Here is a 13,234-nt window from a genome sequence, read left to right as displayed (position 1 = left end):
GAAGGAAAGCCCCTTGACCGAACCCGTCACCACCGCGCACCTCAGCTACGCCCTGGCCACCACCCCGACCGCGCTGACCCGCGCCACCACCCACCACCCCCGCCAGGGCCGCCTGGACATCACCGTCACCCGCACCGGCGCCGCCCAGGCACCCGCCACCTGCCGTGGCATCACCGTCGAGGTGCCCACCGGCACCCACCCCAGGGCCCTCACCACCCGGCCCGAACGCATCAACACCGCCTACCGCGCGCCGGGCTCCCGTACCTGGCTCATCAGGAAGATGTTGACCCGTCCCGACCGCACCGTCTTCACCTGCACCCCCGAAAACCCACGGCACGAAGCCGTCTTCAACGCCACCTGGGCCTTCACACTCATCCTGGACAACATCCCCCTGGACGCCCAGGACGGCACCACCACCATCCGCGTCACCGATGACACCGCCACCGAGTCCGCCGCCCGGGCCCGCCACTCGGCGGAACTCCGGGTCACCGTCATTGCCATGGATGACGTCGCCTGAGACGCCCAGCCGCTCTCCGCCGTCCAGTCGCTTTCCGCCGCCTCACCCGCGAACCCACCATCCCGGAGCGGTCGTTGTCACCGCGCCGACGGAGGCCCTCCGTGTACCTGACCGCCACCCAGGCCGGCTCCCTGCTCCAGGCCGTCGGCGAATCCGTTCCCGTCCAGTTCTCCATCTCCACGGCCACGGAGACCAAGAAGGGCACCCTCTTCCTCACCTTCCGCAAACCCGGCTCCGGTCCCGATGTGCGGTGCCGGGCGCTCACCATCACCCTTCCCGTCGGCCCGAACAGGACCGATTTGGTGGCCGCTACCGATGCGGCCAACGCCGACGACATCGATGACTACCCGCGCGACAGCGCGGGCGTCGAGTGGACCATCGAGCGGAAGACGACCCCACCCGAGCCGACCTCCCCTTCCGAGGTCACCGCCCTCACCTTCACCTGCACACCGGATACGCCGTCGGCCGACACCACCTTCGGCGCCGGCCGCGAGTTCACCCTCATCCTCTCCAGCATCCCCATCAACCGCGCCGAGGGCCCGGCGCGCCTCACCCTGACCGAGACCACGGCGACCGGCACCGGCGAGGTCCCGGCGCGCACCTTCAGCACGACCATGACCGCCAACCCCTCCTACCCCTTGAGCAACCTGGCGGGAGACGGGTCATCGGAATTCCGCACCCAGGGCACCCCGGCGATCAACAGCACCCTCACCCTCGATCTCGGGTCCGTCCAGCCGGTCACCGGCTACTACCTGCTCACCGGCACTGCCGGCGGCGGCAACCGATCCGGGACACCCGTCCTGGAATCGTCCACCACCGGCGCCACCAACAGCTGGCAACGACGGACCTTCAACTCCTCGCAATCGGTCAACAACCACACCCTCACCACACCCGTGGAGGCCCGGTACCTGCGGGTGCGGCTCAGCACCACACCCACCGGCTTCTTCGGCATGCGCCACTTCTCCGTCAGTACAACCGCGACCTGGGCGGACCGGCCCATTGCCCTGCCCCCCGTCGAAAAGGCCGGCAACGAGTTCTACTTCCACCGCTTCTCGTGCCAGAGGCCAAGGGTCGCGCACGGCACGGCCACGGTTCTTCAGTGGGAGGGCACGCCCCGCAACACCGAGTACTACCTCTCCTGGGACGACCACGCGCCCAAGAAACTCAACCCACCCCAGGTGTCGGGCCTGCACACCGAACCCACCCACGAACTCACCCGCACCACCACCTTCGTACTCAATGCCCAGACCAGGAACGCGGCCAATGAGACGGTCCATCACTACCTGTCCACGACCGTCACCGTGAACGGCCCCGACATCACGGCGAAGACGCTGGACGTGACCGACAAGCTGGAGGTGGACGCGACCTTCGCCGCCAACGGCAGGACGAGGAAGACAACGGCGAACACGACCACATTCGACGGCAGCGTCACCCTCAACTAGCGCAAGCCCGTGAATTCCCCAATACAGAGGTATTGATGGAGCCGACCGCCAGCACTTCCACACCGTTACTCCATGTCGAACCGGACCCCGCATCCCAGCGGTTTCCCGTCTCCACCGCCAGCAAGACCAAGAACGGAGTCCTCAAGCTCACCTTCTCCAAACCCGAGGGCAGCGCCCCCGTCAGGTGCCGACGGATCACGGTCACCCTGCCCGTAGGCTCCGCCGCCACCGACCTCGCCAGCAGGGGCGACGCCATCCACTACAACTACAGCCGCCCGGGCCAGGCCTGGCGGATCGTCCCCCAACTCACTGCGGGTGCTGCCACCTTCGTCTGCACACCCGAAGGCCCCGGCGGTCAGATCACCTTCGGCGCCGGGCAGCGATTCACACTCATCCTCTCCTCCATTCCCGTCACCCGCGCTCCCGGCCATGCCCAGATCACTGTCTCGGCGTACACGGCTTTCACCGGTGACGGTGACTGGGACGACCGCCCCCTCTCCGTCGACCCCGTGGAGAAAGTGATGGAAATTCCCGGCTCCTTCTTCCTCCGTAGCTTCTCCTGCGAGAAGCCGCAGGTGGCCAACGGCCTCAAGACGGTACTGCGTTGGGAGGGGAGCGAGGCGGGTACCGAGTACTACCTGTGGGACGGCCGCTCGGAAACCCCGACCAAGGTCACCGGCCGAAGCCGCGAGACCCATGCCCTGACCGACACGACGACCTTCGTCCTTGAGGCCCGCGGAAAGGACGCGAACAACCGGCCGGTGAGCCTTTATCTATCCACCACCGTCACGGTGAAGAACCCCGACATCGCCGCCAAAACCCTCACTGCCACCGACAAGATCAGTGTCACCGACACCTTCACCGCCGACAACAAGGACGGCAAGAAGACCTGGGCCCGCGCCACCACGTTCGAGGGAGACGTCACCATCACCGGCACCAACAAACTCACCGTCGGAGGCAAACTCGCCGTCAACGGCGAAACAGACCTCAACGCTGATGTCCGGATCAATGCGCACGCCACGGTGACCGGCGGCAAGGTTCTCCGCGTCAGGGACATCCGTGGTCTTGTCAACGAAGCGCTGACCATCGATAAGGACGAGAAGGGCGTCACGATCAAAGGCGCACTAACCGCCGACGGAACCGTCACCGGAAACAAGGGCATCACTGTCCCCACCGGCCAGACTCTGACCGCAGCCGCCATCACGGCCAGTGGACTCATCTCCGCCAATAACGGTCTCACGGTGAAGGCCGACAAGACTCTGACCGCGGGTGCCATCACGGCCGGCGGACGCATCACGGCCAATGGAGACATCTCTTTCGCGAAGCCTTTGTTCGCCACCCCCACGGTGACGGAATACGGGGTGACGCAAAGGAAGCCGCGGGAGAACAGCAGATGGAGAATGACGGCACCCAAGAACGGCGTGCTCGCCATTGAGGCGGCGAGTTTCGAGTGGTTCAGTGACGACGAGAAGCACGGGCGTAAGCACCGGGTACAGGTCGCCGTGCCGGGAAAGACCTACTACCTTGACCTCGTGGCCCACGGGAAGAAGACGCAACAGAGCACCCAGGGGGTTTACGACCACATGTCGATTCCCGTCGCCAAAGACACCGAAGTGTCCTTGTGGGTCCTGGACATCGACGATGTGGCCAGTGCGGACGGCAACGTGGTACTGCGCATCTGCTGGTACCCGCTCGGTGCGTGACCATGGCGCCATGCGCGGCCCGGCCGGGCGCGGCGCGGTCAGCACGGGAGAAGCCTGAACCCGCCCGCGCCGCCCGGGGCCGCACAACTTCCCGACCCACGGCACCGTCTCTGCCGAGCACTCCGCCTGGCGCGACGAAGGAATCTTCGCCCAGCTCAACTTTGACCTGACCGGCCTCGCGCACTGAACCCCACCCGAACTCCCGGGTACGGATCGCAGCACCGACCAGGCCCGGCGCACCCCTGACCGGTGGCAACTTCGAATCCTGCACACGAGGCGGAACGGACCGGGGCGAGGCGCCGGCGTCCGCAGGTCGGAAGGAGGCTACCGGTGCCAGAACTATTCCGGGCCCGGTGCCTCGCCGGATACCGCGACACCTGCCCGGCGGAAGTCGTCCAGGGCGGCCACGGTTGTGTGCGGGGCAACCCCGACCGAGTAGTCGAGGCGTACGCGTGCACGAAACCCTGCCGCGACGGCATCCAGGGCGGTCGCACGCACACAGTGGTCCGTCGCGATGCCCACCACATCGACGTCCTCGACCCCACGGATGCGCAGCCAGTCCGCCAGGGAGGTTCCCTCCGCGTCCGCGCCTTCGAAGCCGCTCTTGGAGGCACTGTGAGCCCCCTTGAAGGAAACGGCGTGCACCTTGCCGTCCGTGACGACAGGCGCGAAATGGGGATGGAATTCAGCACCTCCGTTCCCTGCCACGCAGTGGACGGGGAAGCTGTCCTGGAAGTCCGGAGTCTCGGAGAAATGGCTGCCCGGATCGACGTGATGATCCCGGGTGGCCACCACGTACTGGTAGTCACGTCCCGCACTCTGCTCAACCAGTTACGCGGTCGCCGAGGCGATCCGCGCGCCTCCCGCGACGGGAACGCTGCCTCCTTCGCAGAAGTCGTTCTGCACATCCACGACGATCAAGCCTCGGCTCATCACGAACACCTTTCAGAACTGTGGAACACAGAAAGGACCACGGCGGAAACCTGAACCGGCCCGAGGTGCGGGCACCGCCTGCCCTACGCCCGGGGCGATTGAGTGGATTCACTGTCAGTCAGGCACCGCCAGTTGCTGCCCCGCCTCATTGCCCGCCGTACCCATGGCCCGCTGTTCATCACCGGCCGCCAGGCCCCGGCCGGGAGGCCCCGGCCGGGAGGGCGACGCTCGACGTGTGCCCGGAGACCGGCCGGGCCCGCCTCTGCCGTCCGGGCGGAGGTACTGGTCCTTGATGACGGCCTGGAGGTCGTCCCCCTTGCCGATCACTGGCTCCGGAACCTGCGGTTCGGGCCGGGAGCGGGCGAAGCTGACGACCCAACACGGGCTCCGCCGCTGCCAACGCCCACGCCCTGCACGCCCCTGGCAGGGGCCGTGCTGGGCGTGGGTCAGGGGGTGGTGCAGGTGCCGCTGATGTACCGCCACTTCTGGTCCAGTGCACTGTCCTTGAGCGCCTGCTTGAGCGTGTCCTCCACAGCCTTTTGACACGTGGGAGACATCTTCTGGTCGCTCAGAGTGTTTGCCAGGCCGACCGCGGCGATGGAGACGGTGCCGGTCTGGGCCTGGATGTTCTGACCGGCGAACGGTGTGGTCAGAACACCCTGGTTGTCGATACGCATAGCCGGCTTGTTGCTGTCCGACACGATCGTTCCTCGGCCCCACAGCTGAGCGTACTTACCCGTCAGCTTGTCGCAGAGCTCGTCCAATTGCTTTCGCTGCTTGCTGCTGGCCGGCGTGAGCTTGGGATCCGGCTGCGGTGCTACATCCACCGTGATGTTGTTCGGCATTTCAGGCTCCTCCCACCTGTCGCGGACGGCCGTTCAGCGTCGCGCCGCCGTCCGACGTATAGCTGCTCTCAGCGCAGCACGCTTACGCCGGAGAGCAGGTCCTCGATCGTGTGAAGCGAGGCCGGCCCGCACGGCCCTCATCTGCCGCCTAACGCCCTCGCCCTCTGCTGCACTTCGGCCACCGCGCCCGCAACGTCACCGCTGCCCTCCCTACGCCGTCGAGAACGGCGAGCCGGCAAAGCAAGACCGCGTCGAACACCACGCACCAGGCCCATCCCCGGACGCAGAAACCCCCGCCGGAGCCAGCCGACGGGGGTTCCCCACCTCTCACCTGCTATCACACGCGTCTCACCAACAGCATCGACGCTCCTGGACCACAAGGGCCTGACCTGCGCCTACGCTCCTGACCTGGACCACCTGGACCGCACGAGACGCGATCTACAACCTGTGCCATGTGGTACCCAGAGCGGCGCCCAGGACGAGTACGGGGGCGTCGTCGGGGCCGTCGATCCGGTGCTGCAGGGTCTTCTCACTCACCCGGCCACGCTACCGGCTCTCTGAGGCGGTCCTGACGCCCGGGTCAGGAAGAGCCGTCGGAGTGCGCCCACCGGCCACGCCCGAAGCGGAGTTTGCGCAGGTCAGAGCCTCACCGCCTAGACGACGTAGACAACCGGATGACCCCAGCTCGTCGTAGCTCACCATGATCCGCCGGTACGGACGCGGGTGCCTTGCTCATGATCAGGACCGGGGCATCTACCGGCCCATCAAAGCGGCCTTGCAGGGTGTGTCGATATCTCACTCACCCCCTTCACGCTCTCAGATCTCACAATTTCTCACCTGCTGGGGTCGGAACCCCGTGCAAGCCATCCCATGCTGTGGCGGCTTCGCGAAGATCTTCCACTCTGGCTTGACGTACCACCGCTTGGTGGTCTTCACGTTCGTGTGTCCGGCCCACCGCGCAAGGATGTGGTCCGGCACGCCCTTGTTCGCCAGGACCGTGAAGCACGACGCACGAGCGTCCTATACCCGAACGCGACGGAGACCAAGGAGGTCCATGAGTCGGTAGGCGCGTCGGCGGAGCTGCCGGCCCCGCCGCGAGAAGGACATCCCTGGGGCGAGGCCAGCAGGGACCGGGTCCGCCATGCCCCGCCACAGGGGTGGCGGGGCATGGCGAACCCTCAACTCGCCTGGTTTCGCCTCAACTCGCCTGTGTAAGTGTCCGCTTGCGGCGGACGCGGAACCCGATCGCAACGCCCGCCAGGGCGACCGCGAGTGCTCCCGAGCCGCCGATCAGGATCGGTGACGAGGACGGGGCGTTGTGCGTCGGGGCGGCGAGTTTGTACCCGCCGGCCAAGCCCTTGCGGTCGTAGGCAGACCCCGGCAGCTTGTCGGCGTACCGGCGGTGCACCAGCTTCTGGTACGCGGTGAGCGACATCGTCCGCTGACCGCCGAAGCTGGAGACAGCTTCCTGGTTGAGAGGTTTGACCGTGCCGTTCGTGAGCCGGTACCAGGCGTGGATCTGAGGCTCGCTGAACACCGTCGAGCCCGATGTGGCCTGTTTGGCGTGGCCGATGTCGGCGTTGCCGTCCTGGATTCCGGCCAGGTGCCACTTCTTCCCTGCGGAGGAGGACGTTCGGGACCCTGCGGAGGGAGGCATTCGGTCGGTCAGCAGAACGGTGGCGCGGTGGCCGTTCGCGCCGTTCACCTCGGAGGCCATGTATGACAGCCGTACCGCGCCGGCCGGGGCGGGCTTCGCCTTTCCGGCGACGAATTCGGGGGAGATCTCGTACATCGCGACCGGGTCATTCAGGCTGAATTCCTGCGGGGCCTCGCGTTGTCCCGCGGTCAGGGGCTCCCCCTCCTGACTGCCGTCGGCCCCTGAATTCCCCGCGGAATTTGTGGTGGTGAGGAAGCGGTTGATGGTGTCGTGGACTTGCGCTGACCGCATCACCTGGCGTGCGCCTTGGTAGTCGGGTACGCCCGCCGGGCCGTCGGCGGCCTGCGCCTGGGGGCAAATGAACGCTGACGCGCAGAGCGTCGTACCGAGGGTTAAGCCTGCCAAACGGGCGGCGCCCTGTCTTGCGGAATGCTTCTTGCTGCGCATTGCTGCCCGTCCTATTTGTGAATGCCGATACGGGAATGGGTCCACTGGAACGACGAGTTGTTGACGTAGTCGTCGTAGTTCCACCATTTGTAGGTCTTGGTGGATGGCCAGGGATCGGCAACTGCGATGGTGCGTGACGAAGGGTCGTACCCGTAGATAACGTTCATATGGCCGCCGCCGGAAGTCCATCCGATGCGTACCGCGAACGGTCGGCGACCGCTGATCTCGTTGGCCGTTTCCGAGAGGGACGCGTTGCGGTCCAGGTCGTTTCCGGTGTTGGACAGGCCCATGCCGGACCAGGCGTTGGCCATGTCGTCGAGCGTGGCGGGCTGGTTTTCGCAGCTGAGATTGCTGTTCTGGGCGGCGAGTCGGCAGAAGTCGTTCTGGCTGTACTGGTTGAAGCCCCAGTATTTGGCGATGGTCAGGCCGGAGGCGTCCCAGCACCATTGGTCCTGGACCTGCTTCTGCATGGAGATTTTGAGGGTGACCCGTCCTTTGGTGGACGAGGAGCAGTCGGGTAGGGCGTCGGTGTTTTCCTTGATGAACGCGTGGGCTATGTAGAAGGATCCCGACCGTATCCAGCGGGAGTCGTTCTCGACGGTGTCGCCCTGCACCTGGCAGTTCATGGACACCGTGCTGCCGATGCCGGCCTTGCCCACGGTTTTGGCGGAAAGGCTAGGTGCCTTGCGTTTGTTGATGGCTTCGTACTTGCCCTGGCCACCGGTGACAGTTCCGGTGACGGAGCCCGCTTGGGCGAGGCTTCCGACATTGAGGAGGAGTCCGGCGGCGACCGCGCCTGCCGCGGCTGCCACTAAGGCTCTCCGCCCCGTGAAGAGTCGGCGTAAGTGCATAACTCGTCTCTTTCGCGTGGGGATTCACAGGGCATGCCACGGGCGCCTTTCGCAGGTGGATGCGACGCAGAGTGGGGGCGCACACTTGTCTGCCCTGAGCTAGGGAATTCCTACAGCACTTGTAACCCCCATGGCAATAACTTTCCGTCAGCAGCCTCGTGTTACCAATAAGTAGCACCCGACGGAGGTCACGCGGCCGTGCTTGATCGCCCACGCCAGGTAATCAACGCGCCGGCATAGCGCCCGATTTGGCACTGAATACCGGCCGGTAATTCTCGGTGACGGTGATCACAATGCGTCCTTGATTTTTGAGGGTCCCCCGGGGGCGATACAGGGGCATGTTCGGCAATGTGGTCTAGACCTATTTGCAAAGAGTGGTCTAGACCCTTGACGCTCTCTGACGCCGCGGGATACCCATGGTGCTCCTCGGTCGCCCAGCACCGGAGTCGTGGTGCTCAGCGCCGGAACCGTGAAGCCCTCGGAAGGGACCCGGCTGTGAGACAGCAAAGAACGTTCCCCCGTCTCTTCGGCTCATTGTTGCTCGTTGTGGCAGCCGGCATTTCCGGTGTCGGGGCCGCGCCCGCCCTCGCCTCCCCGCCCGCCTCCGAAGCGGCCGCCAGACCGCTCGGCCAGGTCGTCCCAGCGCCCGCGTCCGTTCGGCCGGCCGGCGGGTCGTACGCCATCACCCCCGCGACCCGGATCCGGGTCGACGACGACTCGCGCGAGGACCGGCGCATCGGGGCCTATCTCGCCGGCGTGCTGCGTCCCTCCACCGGCTAACGGCTGCCCGTCGCCGACCACGACGGCCGCGGCGGCATCCGGCTCGCGCTCGGCTCGCGCGACAAGAGCCTCGGCGAGGAGGGTTACCGGCTGGTGTCCGGCCGCGGCGGGGTGACCATCACGGCCCGCAAGCCCGCCGGGCTCTTCCACGGCGTCCAGACGCTCCGTCAACTACTGCCCGCCGCCGTCGAGAAAGACACCCGCCAGACCGGCCCCTGGCTGGTCCCCGGCGGCACCATCACCGATTCCCCCCGCTTCGGCCACCGGGGCGCGATGCTCGACGTCTCCCGGCACTTCTTCACCGTCGACCAGGTCAAGCGCTACATCGACCAGCTCGCCCTCTACAAGATCAACAAGCTGCATCTGCACCTCTCCGACGACCAGGGCTGGCGGATCGCCATCAAGAGCCGGCCGCGGCTGGCGGCCTACGGCGGCTCCACCCAGGTCGGCGGCGGCCCCGGCGGCTACTACACCAAGGCCCAGTACAAGGAGATCGTCGCCTACGCCGCCCTCCCGCTACCTGGAGGTGATCCCGGAGATCGACATGCCGGGCCACACCAACGCCGCCCTGGCCTCCTACGCCGAACTGACCTGCGACGGCGTCGCCCCGCCGCTCTACACCGGCACGAACGTCGGCTTCAGCTCGCTGTGTGTGCCGAAGGCCAAGACGTACGACTTCATCGACGACGTCGTACGCGAACTGGCGGCCCTCACTCCCGGCAGGTACCTCCACATCGGCGGCGACGAGGCCCACTCCACCAGCCACGAGGACTATGTGGCGTTCATGGCCAAGGCGCAGGCCGCTGTCGCCAAGTACGGCAAGACGGTGATCGGCTGGCACCAGCTGGTCGGCGCGCCGCCCGCCAAGGGCGCCATCGCCCAGTACTGGGGGCTGGACGACACCAGCGCCGCCGAGAAGGCGCAGGTGGCACAGGCCGCGCAGAACGGCACCAAGCTGATCCTGTCGCCCGCCGACCGGCTCTACCTCGACATGAAGTACACCAAGGACACCCCGCTGGGCCTGAATTGGGCCGGCTATGTCGAGGTGAAGCGCTCCTACGACTGGAACCCGGGCACGTATCTGCCCGGGGCACCCGAGTCGGCGATCGCCGGGGTCGAGGCACCGCTGTGGACGGAGACCGTGACGAACAGCGACCAAATCGAGTTCATGGCATTTCCGAGGCTGCCCGGGGTCGCGGAACTCGGCTGGTCCCCGGCGTCCACGCACGACTGGGACGCGTACAAGGTGCGGCTGGCGGCACAGGGGCCGCGGATGTCGGCGCTCGGCATCCACTACTACCGCTCGCCGCAGGTGCCTTGGCCCGCCGGCAGCTGAGGGCGACATGACAGGCGCCCTCCGAGGACCGTACTCGGAGGGCGCCCGCCGGATTTCAGGGAGTCGCGCCCGCTTCGCCCCCGCCCAGGTCCGGGCGTGCGCCGCCCCTGCCCGGGAGCGGGGTTGTCCCCGTCAGCGCGGTGCGAACGTTCACCTCGCGGCCTTACGGCTTCCGACTGGAGCCTGCGAGGGAGGCAATGATCGACGAGGGGTTCGTCGGGCGCCGGGCAGGCACCGACTGAGCCCACCGAGCCCAGGTGGCCCCCATGAACGCAGTCCCCGCGGTATCGTCCGCGGTCGCCGCCGGCTCCTTGCTGCCGTGCGCTCCCATGAGGCCGATGACCAGGTCGTCCAGATGAGCCAGCAGTTCGTCCGGGGGAGGTCCAAATTGGCGAGCGTGCGGACCGCGGTGCGCAGACGCCCCATGGTCGCCGCCGCGTTCATGCCGTGTCCGACGACGTCCCCGACGACCAGTGCGACCCGGTCTCCGGAGAGCGGAATCACGTCGAACCAGTCGCCGCCCGCACCGCCGGGGGCATCCGCTGGCAGATGCCACGACGCCACCTCCAAAGCGGGCCCTCCCGTGAGCTCCTGCGGCAGCAGGTAACGCTGCATGGAGCGGGCCCGCGGTGCGCTCGCGGGTGAAGCGGCGCGCGTTGTCGACTCAGACCGCCGCGCGGGAGACGAGTTCCTCGGCGAGACGTACGTCGTCGTCAGCCAGACGCTGGTGGAGGGGTCCAGGGTCCGTTCCACGAGAGTCCTGCTTTTCAGCAGGCAGCGGGTCACGGGCGACGAGGGAGCACGCCGGACCGTTTCGCCCACGGCCAGACTCGCCTCCGGACAGCCCTCGCTGATGGCCGAGTCCGCCTCGGGGCGGATGGTGAAGCAGCGACCGTCGCACTCCTGCTCACCGGCGGCGCACGGGGCCGCCTTGGCGCTCTGCTCCCAGTCCGCCCAGACGAGGTTCATGGACACACCGCCGGCGTTGTTGCCGGCGATCTCGTCCTTGGTGGACCAGAAGTCCGGCTGGATGCCCTTGATGCGGTAGTCGGACCGCGTCGGGTACGGCAGCGGAGCCGTTTCGGCACCGGCAGTGGGCTGGAGGGCCTCAGGGAGGACGAGGGCGAATATAGGCAGTACGAGGGCTGCGAGATGCCGAGTTGGCCATGACTCTCCTCATACGCGTGGCCGCGGCGACATACCGTCGACCTGTTCAGTGGCCGACGGGTGGAGTCGCCGGCGGTGACCGCCGGTCGGTTCAGCGGACGAAGTCGACCTCCGGGTAATGGTGCGAGGGGCCGTCGAGCAGGTGGCTGTGCCGATGGCGCAGATGCTTGTCGAAGAAGGCGGCGACGTAGGTGCGCTGGACCTCGATGGAGCGGTTGGGGTCGATCGTGCCGAGTGCCTGCTGCATCAGTTCCGGGGTTATCCCGAATGCGCCCGGCGCCTGAGGGAACAGGACCTGGTTGTCGACGAAGGAGTTGTGTCCGGAGTTGCGCAGCTTCAAGTCGAGCCGCTCTCCGTGCAGGTTGTCCCAGAGCCGCTCCCAGCTCCCGTCGGTGTCGCGGTTGTGGTGCTCGGAACTGAACAGCATGTAGGGGCGGTCGAGGCGCTGGTGTTCCGACGAGCCGAAGAGCTGGCCGTCCAGATTCACGCCGGCGTCGATCCTGGAGTCCCCTTGCATGGCAGCGGCCACCGATCCTCCGCCGAGGGAAGCGCCGAACATCCCGACATGTTTTGTGCTCGCGGCCCGCGTCAGCCCGGTGGGGAGGGGCTTCTGTTCCGCATCCGGGTTGTGGCCGCGGGCGATCTCGGCCAGCTGGTCGAGGACGAAGCGGGAGTCCGCCGCCCGGACGTCGATCAAGTCGCGCGATTTGGTGCCTGGCGGCAGCATGCTCCCCTCATGCCGCCCGCCAGGGAACACCACGTCGCCGGTGTCGTGGGTGTGGTCGATGGTGACGACCAAGTAGCCGCGGCTGGCCAGGTCCTGAACCAGTGCGGTCCCCGTCCCCCGGTTCCCGCGCCCGCCGGGCGAGTACAGCAGCACCGGCAGCTTGCCAGCCTTGCGGTCAACCGGGGCGCCGGTATGACCGGCAGTGGTGGGCATGGTCACCCCGCCCGGCAGCACCTGAGGGCTGTTGGGGAGGGGGGCGGCGGGATAGCGGGACGTGTCCGTGGCCGGATACCACAGCGAGACCATCAGCTCGCGCTGCTGTCCGGGCACCCACGGATCCGTGCGTTTTGAGTCGCGCAGGTGGAGGTCGACCGTACCGACGCCATGCCGCCCGGTCGGGGCGGGGAGAGTCAGCTGGCCCGGGGCCGGTGCCGGGGCAGGGGCCACGGGCGCCGCATGGCGCTGGGGTTGCGCCGCAAGGCGCGGGGTTTCCGCTGCGTCGTCCAAGGACGGCACCAGGCCCGCAGCTTGCGCCGCGTCCAAGGCCGCCGCCTGGTCCGGGGCTTCGTCCGTGCCGGGATCCGCCGCGGTCACGGGCACAACATTGCTCTTCCCGGCGGCGACAGCCGGCGCGACTCCGGCGCCCAGGGCGAGGGCCAGTAGTCCTGTGGTGCCGGCGACCCGGGTGCGCAACCGGCTGTGGCGCCTGCGTGCATGCTTCATGGGCAGCCCCCTCCATGGTGGTAATTGGCACGTGATCAACGATCGGCTGGCGGTCATCGTATAGGCAGTTTTGCCATGGCCGTACCAACCCACCTGATTGTGCGGC

At 67.3% G+C, this 13,234-nt stretch carries 7 protein-coding genes and 5 pseudogenes; 5 read left to right on the top strand and 7 right to left on the bottom strand.

Annotated features, from left to right (window positions below; translation table 11 throughout):
- Nucleotides 1-13: 13 nt before the first annotated feature.
- The 4 genes and pseudogenes from ABR737_RS36535 to ABR737_RS36520 form a co-directional block, all read left to right on the top strand.
- The gene (locus ABR737_RS36535; protein ID WP_350255444.1) at nt 14-517 is read left to right on the top strand and encodes a hypothetical protein; all 504 of its coding nucleotides are present in this window, start codon (nt 14-16) and stop codon (nt 515-517) included.
- A gap of 101 nt (nt 518-618) precedes the next feature.
- Nucleotides 619-1,959, top strand: coding sequence for a discoidin domain-containing protein (locus ABR737_RS36530; RefSeq protein ID WP_350255442.1), 1,341 nt, complete (start codon nt 619-621; stop codon nt 1,957-1,959).
- A 35-nt stretch (nt 1,960-1,994) separates the two neighbouring features.
- Nucleotides 1,995-3,662: a hypothetical protein gene (locus tag ABR737_RS36525; RefSeq protein WP_350255441.1), complete on the top strand. Its 1,668-nt coding sequence runs from the start codon at nt 1,995-1,997 to the stop codon at nt 3,660-3,662.
- A gap of 79 nt (nt 3,663-3,741) precedes the next feature.
- Nucleotides 3,742-3,843, top strand: a pseudogene (locus ABR737_RS36520) (IS5/IS1182 family transposase); the annotation flags it as partial.
- 158 nt (nt 3,844-4,001) lie between these two features.
- On the opposite strand, the pseudogene ABR737_RS36515 reads toward ABR737_RS36520, so the two are convergent.
- The 5 genes and pseudogenes from ABR737_RS36515 to ABR737_RS36495 form a co-directional block, all read right to left on the bottom strand.
- Nucleotides 4,002-4,595: pseudogene (locus ABR737_RS36515) on the bottom strand (isochorismatase family protein).
- A 446-nt stretch (nt 4,596-5,041) separates the two neighbouring features.
- A complete protein-coding gene (locus tag ABR737_RS36510; RefSeq protein WP_250052031.1) occupies nt 5,042-5,440 on the bottom strand; it encodes a hypothetical protein in 399 nt (132 codons plus the stop codon).
- A gap of 447 nt (nt 5,441-5,887) precedes the next feature.
- Nucleotides 5,888-5,977 (bottom strand): annotated as a pseudogene (locus tag ABR737_RS36505) (3-oxoadipate enol-lactone hydrolase); the annotation flags it as partial.
- Nucleotides 5,978-6,638: 661 nt separating this feature from the next.
- On the bottom strand, nt 6,639-7,388 hold the full coding sequence (locus tag ABR737_RS36500) for a hypothetical protein (protein WP_350255440.1): 750 nt from the start codon (nt 7,386-7,388) through the stop codon (nt 6,639-6,641).
- A gap of 167 nt (nt 7,389-7,555) precedes the next feature.
- On the bottom strand, nt 7,556-8,356 hold the full coding sequence (locus ABR737_RS36495) for a papain-like cysteine protease family protein (RefSeq protein WP_350255438.1): 801 nt from the start codon (nt 8,354-8,356) through the stop codon (nt 7,556-7,558).
- Between the two features lie 534 nt (nt 8,357-8,890).
- On the opposite strand from ABR737_RS36495, the pseudogene ABR737_RS36490 reads away from it, so the two are divergent.
- Nucleotides 8,891-10,511: pseudogene (locus ABR737_RS36490) on the top strand (beta-N-acetylhexosaminidase).
- A gap of 256 nt (nt 10,512-10,767) precedes the next feature.
- Here the strand turns inward: ABR737_RS36490 and ABR737_RS36485 are convergent.
- Nucleotides 10,768-11,226: pseudogene (locus ABR737_RS36485) on the bottom strand (PP2C family protein-serine/threonine phosphatase); the annotation flags it as partial.
- 543 nt (nt 11,227-11,769) lie between these two features.
- Nucleotides 11,770-13,128 carry an alpha/beta hydrolase family protein gene (locus ABR737_RS36480; protein WP_350255436.1) on the bottom strand — a complete coding sequence of 453 codons (1,359 nt, stop codon included), beginning with the start codon at nt 13,126-13,128 and terminating at the stop codon, nt 11,770-11,772.
- Between the last annotated feature and the right edge of the window lie 106 nt (nt 13,129-13,234).

The organism is Streptomyces sp. Edi2 (assembly GCF_040253635.1).
Taxonomy (GTDB): Bacteria; Actinomycetota; Actinomycetes; order Streptomycetales; family Streptomycetaceae; genus Streptomyces.
This window is presented reverse-complemented; position numbering and strand designations above follow the sequence as displayed.

Bases quoted from the DNA above. Each gene is read 5' to 3' on its own strand.
- ABR737_RS36525 (WP_350255441.1), top strand. From the start codon at position 1,995: ATGGAGCCGACCGCCAGCACTTCCACACCGTTACTCCATGTCGAACCG.
- ABR737_RS36510 (WP_250052031.1), bottom strand. From the start codon at position 5,440: ATGCCGAACAACATCACGGTGGATGTAGCACCGCAGCCGGATCCCAAG.
- ABR737_RS36500 (WP_350255440.1), bottom strand. From the start codon at position 7,388: ATGCGGTCAGCGCAAGTCCACGACACCATCAACCGCTTCCTCACCACC.
- ABR737_RS36480 (WP_350255436.1), bottom strand. From the start codon at position 13,128: ATGAAGCATGCACGCAGGCGCCACAGCCGGTTGCGCACCCGGGTCGCC.